The sequence below is a fragment of the Stenotrophomonas sp. STM01 genome, from assembly GCF_014852135.1.
Taxonomy (GTDB): Bacteria; Pseudomonadota; Gammaproteobacteria; order Xanthomonadales; family Xanthomonadaceae; genus Stenotrophomonas; species Stenotrophomonas capsici.
The window spans coordinates 698,705-712,938 of the sequence record NZ_JACVBA010000002.1 but is presented as its reverse complement, the minus strand read 5'-3'; the positions used below and the strand labels follow the sequence as shown (position 1 = coordinate 712,938).

The 14,234-nt window shown below is 67.0% G+C and carries 12 protein-coding genes; 6 read left to right on the top strand and 6 right to left on the bottom strand.

The genetic code is table 11. The features are described 5' to 3' along the window. Window positions 1-13: 13 nt before the first annotated feature. The gene (locus IB227_RS13090) at window positions 14-736 is read right to left on the bottom strand and encodes an ABC transporter ATP-binding protein (RefSeq protein ID WP_132865755.1); all 723 of its coding nucleotides are present in this window, start codon (window positions 734-736) and stop codon (window positions 14-16) included. A 125-nt stretch (window positions 737-861) separates the two neighbouring features. After that, window positions 862-2,130 (bottom strand): efflux RND transporter periplasmic adaptor subunit, encoded by a 1,269-nt coding sequence (locus IB227_RS13085; RefSeq protein ID WP_192287742.1) that lies wholly within the window; start codon window positions 2,128-2,130, stop codon window positions 862-864. Window positions 2,131-2,344: 214 nt separating this feature from the next. On the opposite strand from IB227_RS13085, the gene glmS reads away from it, so the two are divergent. Both glmS and IB227_RS13075 read left to right on the top strand, forming a co-directional pair. Continuing rightward, on the top strand, window positions 2,345-4,177 hold the full coding sequence (glmS, locus tag IB227_RS13080) for a glutamine--fructose-6-phosphate transaminase (isomerizing) (protein WP_192287741.1): 1,833 nt from the start codon (window positions 2,345-2,347) through the stop codon (window positions 4,175-4,177). Between the two features lie 517 nt (window positions 4,178-4,694). After that, complete coding sequence (locus IB227_RS13075) at window positions 4,695-5,126, top strand: CBS domain-containing protein (RefSeq protein ID WP_132865752.1); 432 nt, start codon at window positions 4,695-4,697, stop codon at window positions 5,124-5,126. A gap of 179 nt (window positions 5,127-5,305) precedes the next feature. On the opposite strand, the gene IB227_RS13070 is transcribed toward IB227_RS13075, so the two are convergent. Both IB227_RS13070 and gloA read right to left on the bottom strand, forming a co-directional pair. Further along, entirely contained in the window at window positions 5,306-5,734 is a 429-nt protein-coding gene (locus IB227_RS13070) for a VOC family protein (RefSeq protein ID WP_132865751.1), read from the bottom strand. Between the two features lie 90 nt (window positions 5,735-5,824). Continuing rightward, the gene (gene gloA, locus IB227_RS13065; protein WP_192287740.1) at window positions 5,825-6,343 is read right to left on the bottom strand and encodes a lactoylglutathione lyase; all 519 of its coding nucleotides are present in this window, start codon (window positions 6,341-6,343) and stop codon (window positions 5,825-5,827) included. A gap of 429 nt (window positions 6,344-6,772) precedes the next feature. On the opposite strand from gloA, the gene IB227_RS13060 reads away from it, so the two are divergent. The 4 genes from IB227_RS13060 (at window position 6,773) to IB227_RS13045 (ending at window position 12,538) form a co-directional block, all read left to right on the top strand. Continuing rightward, window positions 6,773-7,168 (top strand): CopL family metal-binding regulatory protein, encoded by a 396-nt coding sequence (locus IB227_RS13060; protein ID WP_132865749.1) that lies wholly within the window; start codon window positions 6,773-6,775, stop codon window positions 7,166-7,168. 96 nt (window positions 7,169-7,264) lie between these two features. Continuing rightward, window positions 7,265-9,973 carry a TonB-dependent receptor gene (locus IB227_RS13055; RefSeq protein ID WP_192287739.1) on the top strand — a complete coding sequence of 903 codons (2,709 nt, stop codon included), beginning with the start codon at window positions 7,265-7,267 and terminating at the stop codon, window positions 9,971-9,973. Between the two features lie 55 nt (window positions 9,974-10,028). Continuing rightward, window positions 10,029-10,721, top strand: a complete 693-nt coding sequence (locus tag IB227_RS13050; RefSeq protein ID WP_192287738.1) for a PepSY domain-containing protein — start codon at window positions 10,029-10,031, stop codon at window positions 10,719-10,721. Then, window positions 10,718-12,538, top strand: coding sequence for a 2Fe-2S iron-sulfur cluster-binding protein (locus IB227_RS13045; protein ID WP_192287737.1), 1,821 nt, complete (start codon window positions 10,718-10,720; stop codon window positions 12,536-12,538). The genes IB227_RS13050 and IB227_RS13045 overlap by 4 nt, the downstream gene beginning before the upstream one ends. A 762-nt stretch (window positions 12,539-13,300) precedes the next feature. Here the strand turns inward: IB227_RS13045 and IB227_RS13040 are convergent. Both IB227_RS13040 and IB227_RS13035 read right to left on the bottom strand, forming a co-directional pair. Further along, window positions 13,301-13,822: a DUF411 domain-containing protein gene (locus tag IB227_RS13040; protein WP_192287736.1), complete on the bottom strand. Its 522-nt coding sequence runs from the start codon at window positions 13,820-13,822 to the stop codon at window positions 13,301-13,303. A 56-nt stretch (window positions 13,823-13,878) separates the two neighbouring features. Beyond that, complete coding sequence (locus IB227_RS13035) at window positions 13,879-14,187, bottom strand: EF-hand domain-containing protein (protein WP_165931215.1); 309 nt, start codon at window positions 14,185-14,187, stop codon at window positions 13,879-13,881. Window positions 14,188-14,234 lie beyond the last annotated feature (47 nt).

Here is a 14,234-nt window from a genome sequence, read left to right as displayed (position 1 = left end):
ACATGCGTGGTCCTCAGCCCTGCGTGTTGGTTTCGGCGATGCGCGAGGCGTGGGCCAGCACCGGCTCACGCAGCAGGTCGGTGGCCTGGCCGTCGACGATGTGCACGTTGCGCTGGGCACGTGCGGCCAGCTCCGGGTCGTGCGTCACCATGACGATGGTGGTGCCCTGGGAGTTGATCTCCTCCAGCAGCTCCATCACGCCGCGGGCCATCTGCGTGTCCAGATTGCCGGTCGGTTCGTCGGCCAGCAGCAGGCGCGGGCTGCCGGCCAGGGCGCGGGCGATGGCGGCGCGCTGCTGCTGGCCGCCGGACAGCTCGGCCGGGTAATGCTTCATGCGCGAGCCCAGGCCGACGCTGGTCAGCGCCTGCTCGATGCGCTGCTTGCGCTCGGCCGCGCCCATGCCGCGATAGCGCAGCGGTACGTCGACGTTGTCGAACAGGTTGAGGTCGGGGATCAGGTTGAAGCCCTGGAAGATGAAGCCGATCTTCTGGTTGCGCAGGCGCGAGCGTGCGTCGTCGCCGAGGTGGCTCACGTCCTGGCCATCGAGCAGGTACTGGCCGCTGGTGAAGGTTTCCAGCAGGCCGGCGATGTTGAGGAAGGTGGTCTTGCCCGAGCCGGAAGGACCGGTGACGGCGACGAACTCGCCTTCGCGCACATGCAGGTCGAGCGAGCGCAGCGCGTGGGTTTCAACCTGTTCGGTGCGGAAGACCTTGGAGACCGATTGCATATGGAGCATGTCTATTTCCTTTGGGGACGAGGTTGCGGGGCAGCGGGGAACAGGGCGCTGGGAGCTGGGAGCAGTGCGTTGGCTGGGCGCGGGGCCGGTTGGATGACTTGCCGTGCCCCGCTCCCGGGGTTCAATCAATTGATGGAGACGCGTTCGTTGTCGCCGAACAGATCCGCGCCGGAGACCACGATCTTTTCGCCCGGTTGCAGGCCGGACACCACTTCCACCTCGCCCAGGCTGCTCACGCCCAGCTGCACGGGGCGGCGGGTGGCGATGCTGCCGGTGACGACGTAGGCGTAACGGCCGCCGGATTGTTCGACGAACGGGCCGCGCTCGACCTTGAGCACGTTGCGGCGGGTGTCGAGCAGGATGCGCGAGCTCATCCGCTGGCTCTGGCGCAGGCCTTCGGGCTGCTTGTCGGAGAAGCGGATGCGGGCCACGACTTCGCCGTTGACCACCTCCGGCGACACCGCCGAGATCTCGCCGGGGAAGGGCTGGCCGCTGCCGCTGGTCAGCTGCGAGGGCATGCCGATGGCCAGTTCGCGGGCGAAGCTCTCCGGCACCTTGATCTCGACCTCGAAGCGGGACAGGTCGACCACGCTCAGGATCGGGGCGTTGGTGGCGACCTGGGTGTGCTGGGTGGCCTGCACCTGGCCGACCTGGCCATCGAACGGGGCGCGCAGGGTCAGGGCATCGACCTGGCGCTGCACTTCGTTGACCACGGCCAGCTGGCGCTCGGCCAGCAGGCGCTTGTTGCGGGCGTCCAGGTCGGCGCCGCGGCTCTGCAGGGTGGCGTCCTGCTGGGCGTGCTGCAGCTCGATCTGGGCCTTCTTCAGCTCGTCCTGGGCCTTGGCCAGGTCCACCTGCGGCACCGCGCCGCCGTCGAAGCCGCGCTGGTAGCGGTCCAGGTCGCGCTGGGCGGCGATGCGCACCAGGCCGGCCTGGTCGGACATCTTGGCGCCGGTGGCGCGGGCCAGGGTGGCGTCCAGGGCGGCGCGGCTGGCCTCGGCCTCCAGGCCGGCCAGGGTGGCCTGTTCCTGGGCCAGCTTGCTGCGCAGTTCCGGGCTGTCGATCACCGCCAGCTCCTGGCCCTGCTTGACCACGTCGCCGGCCACCACCTTCAGGGTCACGGTACCGGCGGAGATGGCGTACAGCACCGGGCTGTTGGCGGCGATCACGCGGCCGTCGGCGGCGATGTCGCGGACAAGGTCGCCGCGGCCGACTTCGGCGATGCGCACGCGGCTGCTGTCGAAGGAGCGGCTGGCGCCGGCCCACTTGTTGGCGATGAAGCCGATGCCGGCCACCACCGCGACCGTGGCCACGGCGGGCCACAGCCAGCGGCGCCACTTGGGCTGCTGGGGCTGGGTGGAGACTCGGTCCTGGGCGGAGGTGTCGCGGATCATCGTGGGCTTCGCAGCAGAGGTTGGTATTGGTTAAGCACGCCGCGTGCCAACTTCAACGTATTGAAATTGTTGAAATAAATTCGATGGCTGGGGGTGTCCGGGTGTCCGCGGACACTTCTGCGGACAGTGTCCGCGCGGGTTGTCCGGCAATGTCTGCTGGATGTCCGAACCGGCTGACTTAGAATGTCCGCCTGTTATTCCAGATGGACGAACTATGTGCGGGATTGTGGGTGCGATCGCCGATCGCGATGTGGTTCCGGTACTGATTGAAGGACTCAAGCGTTTGGAGTACCGCGGCTACGACTCGTCGGGCATCGCGGTGTTCGAGGGGAACAGCATCCGCCGCGTGCGCCGTACCGGCCGGGTGGCCGAAATGGAGAGCGCCGCCGCCGCCGAGCACTTCCAGGCGCAACTGGGCATCGGCCATACCCGTTGGGCGACCCATGGCGGGGTGACCGAGTCCAATGCCCATCCGCACATCAGCCACGGCGTGGCGCTGGTGCACAACGGCATCATCGAGAACCACGAGGAGCAGCGCGAGAAGCTGCGTGCGCTGGGTTATGCCTTCGAGTCGCAGACCGATACCGAGGTCATCGCGCACCTGATCCACCACCACCTCAAGGCCGATCACGACGACCTGCTCGGCGCGTTGCAGCGCACCGTCAAGGAGCTGACCGGCGCCTACGCGCTGGCGGTGATCAGCCAGAAGGAGCCCGAGCGCATGGTGGTGGCGCGGATGGGCTGCCCGCTGCTGGTCGGCCTGGGCGACGGCGAGAACTTCGTGGCCTCCGATGTCTCGGCCATCATCCAGGCCACCCGCCGGGTGATGTTCCTGGAAGAGGGGGATACCGCCGAGCTGACCCGCCAGGGCGTGCGCGTGTTCGATGCCGACAATGCCCCCGCGCAGCGCGAGCAGCGCCTGTCCGACGTGTCGCTGGCCTCGCTGGAGCTGGGCCCGTACCGCCACTTCATGCAGAAGGAAATCCACGAGCAGCCGCGAGCGCTGGCCGATACCGCCGAAGCGGCCATCGACGCCGGTGGCTTCCCGGCCACGTTGTTCGGTGCCAACGCCGAAGCGGTGCTCAAGGACATCGAAGGCGTGCAGATCCTGGCCTGTGGCACCAGCTACTACGCCGGCCTGACCGCGCGCTACTGGATCGAGGCCATCGCCGGCCTGCCGTGCAGCGTCGAGATCGCCAGCGAGTACCGCTATCGCGCGGCCTATGCCAACCCCAGGCATCTGGTGGTCACCATTTCCCAGTCCGGTGAAACCCTGGACACGATGGAGGCGCTGAAGTACGCCAAGTCGCTGGGCCACCTGCACACGCTGTCGATCTGCAACGTGCCCGAGAGCGCCATCCCGCGCGCCAGCGAGCTGGTCTGCTACACCCGCGCCGGCGCCGAGATCGGCGTGGCCTCGACCAAGGCCTTCACCACCCAGCTGGCGGCGCTGTTCCAGCTGACCGTGGTGCTGGGCAAGCTGCATGGCAAGGTCGACGCCGCGCAGGAAGCGGACTACCTGGAGCAGCTGCGCCACCTGCCGGGCAGCGTGCAGCATGCGCTGAACCTGGAGCCCCAGATCATCGCCTGGGCCGAGCGCTTCGCCGGCAAGTCCAATGCCTTGTTCCTGGGCCGCGGCCTGCATTACCCGATTGCCCTGGAAGGCGCGCTCAAGCTCAAGGAGATCTCCTACATCCACGCCGAGGCCTACCCGGCCGGCGAGCTCAAGCACGGCCCGCTGGCGCTGGTGGACGCGGAGATGCCGGTGGTGGTGATCGCGCCCAACGACAGCCTGCTGGAGAAAGTGAAGTCCAACATGCAGGAGGTGCGTGCGCGTGGCGGCGAGCTGTTCGTGTTCACCGACCAGGACAGCAACTTCAATGCCTCCGAGGGCGTGCACGTGATCCGTACCCCGCGCCACGCCGGGGTGCTGAGCTCGGTGGTGCATACCATCCCGGTGCAGCTGCTGGCCTACCACACGGCGCTGGCCCGCGGCACCGACGTGGACAAGCCACGCAACCTGGCCAAGAGCGTGACAGTGGAATGATGGCTGTCACGTGAGCGTAACCGGAGCTGCGGATAATCACCTCCAGCAGCCCGGTTCTCTCTCCCCCGACGCTGTGAGGAAGCCCGGCCATGAGCCGGGCTTTTCTTTTGCCTGTTCGCGGCATGGGCTGCAGTGGCGGGGAGTGCCTGGCCGCCGGGGCAGGGCATCGGTCCGGGCAACCGATCAGCGGCGGCATCCGGCGAACGTCAAGCGGCGGCGTTCGCGGACATTCAGTGGCGGTTTCGCCTGCGGTGCCATGCTCCGGATCGTCATCCGGTTCCACGACGAACCATCCCATTCGTGGCGACATATGCCGCCGGGATGCAGCCGTAGAATCGAAGTGGCACAGGACGAGGCGTGCAGTTGCCGGCCCCGTCCGCGATGCAGCGCCCTGCCTGCCGACGACGCGTCGAACGGCAGGCAGGTGCGCCACAAGTGCGCTGGAAGATCTGTTCCCGGGAGGGGCGTATCGGCAGAGCACGGTTTCGACTTCAGTGACCTGCAACAGGAAACAAGAATGAACGTCCGAGAACTTCTGCAATCGAAGAAAGAAACTGTCATCACCATCGACACCCACGACACGATCGGTGCCGCCGCGCACAAGATGAGTGCGAACCGGATTGCCGCACTGGTGGTGCTCAATGACGACGCACCGGTGGGCATCATTTCCGAAAAGGACATCGTGCGCGCGCTGGCCGACGATGGACCGCAGGCGGGACGCCGGGTGATCTCGAGCCTGCCGTCGATGGGACTGGAAGGCATCGCACCCGAAGCCAGCCTGAAACAGGCGATGTCGTTGATGACCTACTCGCGGCGTCGCCACCTGATGGTCACCGAGGGCGGGCGGCTGGTTGGCATCCTCAGCCTGGGCGACATCGTCAAGAACCTGCTCGGCGAACTGGAGCTGGAGAAGGCCGTGCTGCAGGACATCTACATGGCCGCGCACTGAGGCGGTCACCGGCCCCGAAGGTGGTGAATCACGGCCAGGTGCATCCGCACCTGGCCGTTTGCGTTACCCGGTCCGGCGCGCCAGCCGGGGGCAGGACCACGGTGTCGGGAACGCGGCGACAGCAGCCGTGCAGGCGACACGCGCCGGTGCCGCAGTGCGGGCGCATGCCCGCGCATGGATCAGAACGTGACCTTCACCGAGTCGGCGCTGTAGCGCGCCGGGCCGTGGTAGACCACTTCGATGTTGTTGCCATCCGGGTCGAGCACGAAGGCGCCGTAGTAACCGGGGTGATAAGGGCGCTCGCCAGGGGCGCCGTTGTCGGTACCGCCGGCGGCCAGCGCGGCCTTGTGGAAGGCATCGACGGTGGCGCTGTCGCGCGCCTGGAACGCCAGGTGGTGGCGCCCGGTCAGCTGGCCGGCGGCGGCTTGGCTGCTGGCGGTGGAAATGAACAACTCGTCGGCCCAGAAATAGTCATCGCCTTCGCCGGCGATGGGAATGCCGATCGCATCGAACACTGCCTGGTAGAAGCGGCGGCTGGCGGCCAGGTCACGTACCACCAGTTGCAGGTGATCGATCAGGCGGCCACGGTGCAGTTCCATGGTTTCCATGCAGACCTCGGATGAAGGTGGCGGAGGGGACCACTGGGGTCCGGCGCCATGATGCGCGGGATGCCGTGATCCCTCCGTTACCCACTGCCGTCAGGTGTTGGAGATGATTTCCACCCAGTAACCGTCCGGGTCCTTGATGAAGGCCAGGTGCTTCATGCGGCCGTCGCTCAGGCGCTTCTGGAACGGCACGTCCAGCGCCTCGAAGCGCGCGCAGGCGGTTTCGATGTCCGGCACCGACACGCAGATGTGGCCGAAGCCACGCGGGTCACTGTTGCCGTCGTGGTAGACCGGGCCGTCCTGGTGCTCGGTACCGTGGTTGTGGGTGAGTTCCAGCACGCCGGGAATGCCGGCCATCCAGCGGCGGCGTTCGGCGTCGTCGGCCGGGACCGGGGTGCCGGCCGGTACGTAGGCCAGGAAGTACAGGCTGAAGGCCGCTTCGGGGAAGTCGCGCTGGTCGATCAGCTGGAAGCCGAGCACGCGGGTGTAGAAGTCCAGCGAGCGGGTGATGTCCTTGACCCGCAGCATGGTGTGGTTGAACACGAAGCCATGGGTTTCGGCGGGGACCTGCGCGGCCACGCCGGGCTGCTGACGGAGGGATTCAACGCTCATCGATTACATCCTGTTGCAGTGAATGGGGGAGGGGAAACGGGTTGTCGCGGCAGCATCGGGAATGTTGCATCCGTAATCAACAGCGCCGGGAAAAGTTGCACCGGAAATCAGTATTCCAGCCAAAACCAGCGCTTTGGTGCATCGACAGAAAAAATCGTCATTGCCATGCCCCGCGCATCTTGGCGCTGGCAGATGCGCTGGCTATGCTGCGACGCAGGATAGTCGTTGCCGCTCTGCGATCCGCTGAAGTGCGCGTGCATTGCACTTGAATGGGGCGGAGACGACGCCGGTACAAGGGGTGTACCGGCAATTGCGCAGGGGGCGCACCCACGGACTGACCCACGCCGGAAGCCAGCGCAGTTGACAGGCTTTCTCCGGACGCGCTATTGATTGTATGTATATACAAATATACGAGGACCGTCGGGCCCCATGCCGTACCGCTGCTGGCTGCCACTGCTGCTGATCTGCGTGCTCGCGGCCGAAGGCGTGCTCGGGGCGTGGGTGGGCGCGCGCATGGCGCTGGACACGGCGGCCAGCGTGGCCGCCGCCGGCGATGTGGCGGCACAAGCGGACTGCGCGCCGTCCAAGCCGGTCCTGGCCAAGGCCCATGCCGGCCATGGCAAGCCCGGCGGCACCGATGCCACCGATTGCACCTGCGGTGACAGCACCGGCTGTGAATGCGCCTGCGTGCTGGCGCTGTATCCACCCACGACGGTGGCGTTGTTCGCCGGCAGCTACCCGCCGGTCACCTTCGATGTCCCCTTGCCGGTACTGCAGTTGCCGGCCAGCAAACTCTCCCGGGTATTCCGACCTCCCATCGCCTGAGCGGTGTTTTACGCGTCGTGACGACGCTGCAACGCCCTTGCGCGCGCATCTGCGCACGCCCAGCCCAGAGACAGGTTCCCCAGCGGGAGAGAGACCATGTACGTGAAGTCCAACGCCTTGGCCGTGGCCATTGGCAGTTTGTTGAGTGTGGCCGCCATCCAGGCCGCACAGGCCCAGGAAAACCAGAACGAAGCCGCCCGCACGCTCGATGCGGTGCAGGTCACCGGCAGCCACATCAAGCGCGCGCAGTTGTCCGGCGTCGGCCCGGTCAGCGTGGTGGATGCCGAGGCGATCGAGCGCTCCGGCGCCACCTCGGTGGAAACGCTGCTGCAGCGCCTGCCGGCCTCGGCCGGCTTCGCCGGCAGCCAGAGCAACGCCTATTGGGCCGAGAACGGCTACGGCACCACCCAGGTCAACCTGCGCGGCCTGGGCATCAACCGCACGCTGGTGCTGCTCAACGGCCGCCGCATCGTCAACGGCGGCACCGGCGCCAACAGTTCGGTCGACCTGAACGTGATCCCGGTATCGCTGATCGAGCGGGTGGAAGTACTCAAGGACGGTGCCTCGGCCATCTACGGCGCCGACGCGGTGGCCGGCGTGGTCAACATCATCACCAAACAGGGCTTCGACGGCGCCGAGCTGGCCGTGCGTTATGGCCAGACCAGCAAGAGCGACGGCGAGGAAACCTCGGTGGACTTCAGCTGGGGCGTCACCGGTGAGCGTGGCTCGCTGATGGCGGCGATCAACTACTACGACGGCGGCTCGGTGAACATGGCCACGCGCGCGCCCTGCGGCCTGATCGAATCCGACGGCAAGCTGGTGTGCTCGGGCAGCTCGACCACCGTGGGCGGTCGTGCGCTGCTGGCCGATGGCAGCCGCGTCAACTTCAACCAGGTGCTCGGCGGCGACGGTGATTTCTACGAGCCGTACTCGGCGGCCAAGCACAACTACAACGGCAACCCCACCCTCAATGCGGTCAATCCGATCGAACGCCTGAGCTTCAGTGTGTTCGGCGACAGCAAGCTCAATGACACCACCGAGGCCTTCGTCGAGCTGATGTACACCAACCGCCAGTCCAGGCAGCTGGCAACGGCCGGCGCGCTGGGCGTGTACCGGCCGATCAACATCGCCGCCGATCACCCGACCAACCCGACCGGGCAGGACCTGTTGCTGCAGCGCCGTCGCCTCGAGGAAGCGGGTCCGCGCCACTTCTTCCAGGAAACCGATACCTGGCGCGTCGTGGCCGGGCTGAAGGGCCAACTGGGCACCAGCTGGGACTGGTCGGCGGCCTTCAACTGGGGCCGCAACACCGGCGTGGACGGCTCGGACAACGTGGCCAACCTGGACCGCGTCGAGCAGACCCTGGACCGCGCGCTGTGCAGCCCGCTGCCGGGTGCGGCCATTCCCTGCGGTGACTACCTGGGCTACGGCGACCTGAGCCGCGAGGTGCTGGACTATATCCTGTACAGCTCGCGCGATACCGGTGGCAACGAGCAGAAGAGCTTCACCGCCAACCTCAGCGGCCAGGTCTTCGAGCTGCCTGCGGGCTGGGTGGGCTTCGCCGCCGGCGTGGAAGTGCGCAAGGAAAGCGGTTGGCGCGATCCGGACCCGCTGACCGTGCTCGGCATCGGCAACACCAACCAGCAGGATCCGATCCATGGCGAGTACACCGCCAAGGAAGTGTTCGCCGAGCTGGCCATCCCGCTGCTGCAGGACAGCGTCATCGCCGATTCGCTGTACCTCAACCTGGCCGGGCGCGCCTCGGACTACGATCTGTTCGGCCGTGACTACAACTACAAGGTCGGCCTGGACTGGCAGGTCAACGAATCGCTGAAGCTGCGCAGCACCTACGCCACCGCATTTCGCATCCCGAACATCCCGGAGCTGTTCGGGGGCGTCGCCGAAGGCAACCTCACCACCACCGACCCGTGCAGCAACTGGAGCAGCCTGCCGTCCGATTCGGTGGTGCGCGCCAACTGCCAGGCCTACGGCGTGCCGGCCGGCTACGTGCAACCGGGCAACACCATCCTCACCACGTCCGGTGGCAACGCCGACCTGAAGCCGGAGGACGCCACCTCCTTCACCGCCGGCGTGGTGTGGACGCCTGCGTTCGCCCCGGGCCTGACGCTGACGCTGGACTACTACAACATCCGCATCAAGAACGCGATCCAGCGCATCGCCGGTTCCACCAAGCTGGCCATCTGCTACAACACGCCGGGGCTGGCGCACCCGTTCTGCGATGCCAGCAACTTCACCCGCAACCCGCGCACCGGCGAGGTGGACTACCTGTCCTCGCAGCCGGTGAATGCCGCCAACGAGCGGGTTAGTGGCGTCGACCTGGGCGCGCTGTATGAGTTCGACGTGGCCGGCTTCGATGCCAGCGTCAGTGCCGACGTGTCCTACCTGCAGCGCTATGACGTGCGGCCGTATGAAGGTGCCGATGTCATCGAGTACGCCGGCAAGATCACCGGTGGCCGCGGCAGCTATGCCAAGTGGCGTGGCCTGGTGGCCTTCAATGCCAGCCGCGCGCAGTGGTCGGGTACCTGGTCCACCCAGTACATCGGACGTGCCGAGGACATCAATGCCACGCGCGGCGACATCGGCGACCATGCGCCGTCGGTGTTCTACCACAACCTCCAGTTGAAGTACGCCGTGAACAAGGCGCTGGATGTCTCGCTGGGCCTGGACAACGTCTTCGACAAGAGGCCGCCCTTCATCCAGAGCTACACCGACGCCAACACCGACACCATGACCTACGACCTGCTGGGTCGCCGCTGGTACGCACGCATCGGCTACCGCTGGTGACCGCTGGCGCCCCGCCGGATGACGGCGGGGCGCGACGCTGAGTGAGGATGACTTGATGAAACCCGCATTCTGGGCGCGACGCGCCCACAAATGGATCGGCCTGGTGATCGGCGTGCAGGCGCTGCTGTGGATGCTCAGCGGCGTCTACATGACCGTGGTGCCGCTGGACGTGATCCACGGTGACCACCTGGCGCACGTGCATGGCGAGCCACTGCCGCCGCAGGCCGCCCGCATCGATGCCGATGCCCTGGTGGCCCGCCACCCGCAGCTGCAATCGTTCCGGCTCAAGCATGTGCTGGACCGCGAGGTCTACGAAGTGCGCCAAGGCGGCGCGAAGTTCCTGGTCGATGCCGGCAGCGGTGAACGCCTGCCACCGCTGGACCGTGACGGCGCGATCGCATTGGCCCGCTCGCTCTACCAGGGCGACGGCGAAGTGGCGCGGGTGGAATGGATCACCCAGGCACCGTCGGAGGTGAAGACGCGGCCGGTGCCGATGTGGGCGGTGCATTTCACCGACCGCGGCCAGAGCACGCTGTACCTGTCGCCGGACAGCGGCGAACTGCTGGCGCGCCGGCACAGCCTGTGGCGCTGGTTCGACTTCCTGTGGATGTTCCACATCATGGATTACGAGAACCGCACCGACGTCAACAACACCCTGCTGCGGATGGCCGCGGTGATCGGACTGGGCTTCGCGCTCAGTGGCATCTGGCTGCTGTTCTACAGCTTCGGCAAGCGGAGGCAGGCATGACGCCCTGGATGCGGACCCTGCACAAGTGGGTGGGCCTGGTGATCGGCCTGCAGTTCGTGGTGTGGCTGGGCAGTGGCCTGATGATGGGCCTGCTCGACCCTGATCGGATCGAAGGCACCGCACAGCGTGCGCCCAAGGCCGAGATGCCGGCCTGGCCGTCCGGCACCGTGTCGCCGACCGAGGCACTGCGCGCGGCCCGGCATCCGGCGGCGACGCTGGACAGTGGCTGGTTGCTGGACATGCCGGTCTACCGCCTGCAGTCACCGGAGGGCACCGAGGTGATCGACGCGCTCGATGGCCGCCGCATCGACATCAGCAACACGCTGGCACTGCGCGTGGCCCAGGCGGCCTACCGCGGTGACGGCATGCCGTCGGCACCCACGTACCTGGAAAAGAGCCTGGAAACGCGGGCCAACCCCGACCCGGTCTGGCGGGTGGACTTCAGCGACGCGCAGGACACCACGATCTACGTGTCCGCGCACAGCGGACAGGTGATGGAGCACCGCACCGCCACCTGGCGCCTGTTCGACATCTTCTGGATGTTGCACATCATGGATTACAGCGAGCGGGTGAACTTCAACAACCCGCTGGTGGTGGGCATGGGCATCGGCGGCCTGTGGCTGGCGTTGACCGGCTTCTGGCTGCTGGTGGCCAGCTTCCACCTGCACGAGTTCATCCCGCGCCGTTGGCGCCGGCGGCGTCAGTTGATGGTGTACGCCCCGGGCGGCGCACACCTGCGCACGGTGACCGCGGCCAACGGCGACAGCGTGTACGTGGCGCTGGCCCGCGAAGGCGTGAACCTGCCGTCCAACTGTGGCGGCGGGCAGAGCTGCGGCCTGTGTGAAGTCCGCGTGCGCGGCGGCGCAGGCAAGGCCACCGCATCGGACCGTTCGCACCTGCCGGCGGCCAAGTTGAAGGTCGGTTGCCGGCTGGCCTGCAACCTGCCGGTGGACGAGGACCTGGAGATCGAGGTGGCCGGTGGCGCCAGCCTGTGGACCGAGCACTGGGCCACGGTGGTCAAGGTGGTCGCGGTGACGCCGTTCCTGCGCGAGGTCCACCTGCGCCCGGACAACCCGGCCGACGCCCAGTTCCAGCCGGGTTGCTACCTGCAGCTGCACGTTCCCGAGTACGAACTGCCGCGCAGCGCGTTGTGGCATCCGGACGAACACCGCGAGGACTGGAAGCCATTGCCATTGCCGGCCACCCTGCAGAACAAGGCATCGGTGCGTCGATCGTATTCGCTGGCGATGCCGGTGACTGCGACCGAAGGCGAGTTGGTGCTGCTGGCACGCTTCAGCCCCGGGTGGCAGGAGAACAAGCGTCATCCGCCCGGCAAGGGTTCCACCTGGCTGTACACGCTGCGCGAAGGGGACCGGGTGCGTTACAGCGGCCCGTTCGGTGATTTCGCCCTGAGCGGGGTCGAGCGCGAGAAGGTGTTCATCGGGGCCGGCGCGGGCATGGCACCGCTGCGCGCGATGATCCAGCAGCGGCTGGAGGAGGGTGGCGGCGAACGCATCCATTACTGGTACGGCGCGCGCAATCGGCGTGATTGTCCGTATGCCGAGCAGATGCAGGCCCTGGCCGCGCAGCACCCGAACTTCAGTTGGCACCCGGTGTGGTCGGAGGATGCGTCGGACGGAACGCCACGACGCGTGCACGATGCGATCCATGAGGACCTGCTGCGCCAGCATCCGGATCTGTCGGGCTGCGAGTTCTACCTGTGCGGCCCACCGGCGATGCTGTCGGCGACGCGCCAGCTGCTGCGCAAGCTGGGGGTCGAGGAGTCGAGGATTGCCTACGACGACTTCAAGATCTGAGGGTTGATGGTTGCCTGGGCGCGCTTTTCTGTCCCGCTAGCGGGACAGGGAGCGGCGAGTTCGCGGTGCACACGGATCTCCCTTCTCCCGCCTGCGGGAGAAGGGGCCCCGCAGGGGCGGATGAGGGGAGCTTTTGCTTCCATGTGTTTCAACAGCACCCTCACCCCAACCCCTCTCCCGCATGCGGGAGAGGGGCTTGAGCAGAAAGCCAGGGCACGCACTGCCTGGGAGTCCCCCTTCTCCCGCCTGCGGGAGAAGGTGCCCCGCAGGGGCGGATGAGGGGAGCGTTTGCTTCTGCGTGCTTCAACAGCGCCCTCACCCCAACCCCTCTCCCGCGAAGCGGGAGAGGGGCTTGAGCAGAAAGCCAGGGCACGCACTGCCTGGGAGTCTCCCTTCTCCCGCCTGCGGGAGAAGGTGCCCCGCAGGGGCGGATGAGGGGAGCGTTTGCTTCGACGTGCTTCAACAGCGCCCTCACCCCAGCCCCTCTCCCGCATGCGGGAGAGGGGCTTGAGCAGGAAGCCGAGGCACGCACTGCCTGGGGGTCTCCCTTCTCCCGCGTGCGGGAGAAGGTGCCCCGCAGGGGCGGATGAGGGGAGCGTTTGCTTCGACGTGCTTCAACAGCACCCTCACCCCAGCCCCTCTCCCGCAAAGCGGGAGAGGGGCTTGAGCAGCAGGATTGCAGCCACTTCCTGCCACGAACAGCCGGTCTCTGCCATTTCCCTTCTCCATTGCGGAGAAGGGCTTTTTCATTCGGCCACGAACTCACTCGTGTCGCGAGAACTCACTCAGGCTGCCGTCCTCGGCCAGCAACGCGACGGTGAACGGCTGGCGATAGCCATCCGGCGACTCCATGCCCGGCGAGCCGATCGGCATGCCTGGCAACACCAGCCCGCGGGCCTTGGGTCGCTCGGCCAGCAGCTTCTGGATCGCGGAGACAGGCACATGGCCTTCCACCACGTAGCCATCGATTTCCGAGGTGTGGCACGACATCATGCCCTCGCCAATGCCCAGGCGTTGCTTCACCGAGGCCATGTCGCTGGTGTCATGGATTTCCACCGGGAATCCGGCTGCCTGCATGTGCTCGGCCCAGCCGCCACAGCAGCCGCAGTTGGGGTCCTTGTGCACCTTCACCACCGGCAAGGTGGCGCGTGCGGGTACGGCGTCGACCGTTGCGTTGGCCGCCTTGGCGGCAGGCGCGGCCGGTGTCGCGTTGCAGGCGCTGACCAGCAGCGTGCTGGCGGCCAGGGCGAGGGCGGGCAGGGCGCTTGTTGAAAGCAGTTTCATGTCATTGAACTCCGTCGGGATTGCCGCGCCGGTGGTGTGCCGGCGCGGCCAAGGGCTTACAGCATGGACATGCCGCGCTTGAACTCGTTGAGGTCGAGCTTGCCGTCACGGTTGGCATCGCTCATGTCGAAATGCGGCAGCAGTGCATGCCTAGCCGGCAGTTCCTGGCGGGTGAGGGCGCCATCGTTGTTGCTGTCCAGGCGCTTGAAGGTCGCCTCGACATCGCTTGCCGCAGCGTTGGTGGCCGGCTTGGCGGCGTGTGCGCTGTGGTCGTGCGCGGCGTGGCCCGCATGCTGGGCCTGGGCGAGGGTAGCCGGTGCGACAGTGGCGACGGCGATGAGCAGCAGGGTGTGCAGGATCTTCATGGGATGTTCCTTGGATGAGGTAGGTGCTGGCGCGCACGTCGCACGCC

What these genes read in the sequence shown, in the direction of transcription:
- gloA (WP_192287740.1), bottom strand. Translation starts at nt 6,343, where the DNA reads ATGAGCGTTGAATCCCTCCGTCAGCAGCCCGGCGTGGCCGCGCAGGTC.
- IB227_RS13090 (WP_132865755.1), bottom strand. Translation starts at nt 736, where the DNA reads ATGCTCCATATGCAATCGGTCTCCAAGGTCTTCCGCACCGAACAGGTT.
- IB227_RS13060 (WP_132865749.1), top strand. Translation starts at nt 6,773, where the DNA reads ATGCCGTACCGCTGCTGGCTGCCACTGCTGCTGATCTGCGTGCTCGCG.
- IB227_RS13040 (WP_192287736.1), bottom strand. Translation starts at nt 13,822, where the DNA reads ATGAAACTGCTTTCAACAAGCGCCCTGCCCGCCCTCGCCCTGGCCGCC.
- IB227_RS13045 (WP_192287737.1), top strand. Translation starts at nt 10,718, where the DNA reads ATGACGCCCTGGATGCGGACCCTGCACAAGTGGGTGGGCCTGGTGATC.
- IB227_RS13055 (WP_192287739.1), top strand. Translation starts at nt 7,265, where the DNA reads ATGTACGTGAAGTCCAACGCCTTGGCCGTGGCCATTGGCAGTTTGTTG.
- glmS (WP_192287741.1), top strand. Translation starts at nt 2,345, where the DNA reads ATGTGCGGGATTGTGGGTGCGATCGCCGATCGCGATGTGGTTCCGGTA.
- IB227_RS13035 (WP_165931215.1), bottom strand. Translation starts at nt 14,187, where the DNA reads ATGAAGATCCTGCACACCCTGCTGCTCATCGCCGTCGCCACTGTCGCA.
- IB227_RS13070 (WP_132865751.1), bottom strand. Translation starts at nt 5,734, where the DNA reads ATGGAAACCATGGAACTGCACCGTGGCCGCCTGATCGATCACCTGCAA.
- IB227_RS13050 (WP_192287738.1), top strand. Translation starts at nt 10,029, where the DNA reads ATGAAACCCGCATTCTGGGCGCGACGCGCCCACAAATGGATCGGCCTG.
- IB227_RS13085 (WP_192287742.1), bottom strand. Translation starts at nt 2,130, where the DNA reads ATGATCCGCGACACCTCCGCCCAGGACCGAGTCTCCACCCAGCCCCAG.
- IB227_RS13075 (WP_132865752.1), top strand. Translation starts at nt 4,695, where the DNA reads ATGAACGTCCGAGAACTTCTGCAATCGAAGAAAGAAACTGTCATCACC.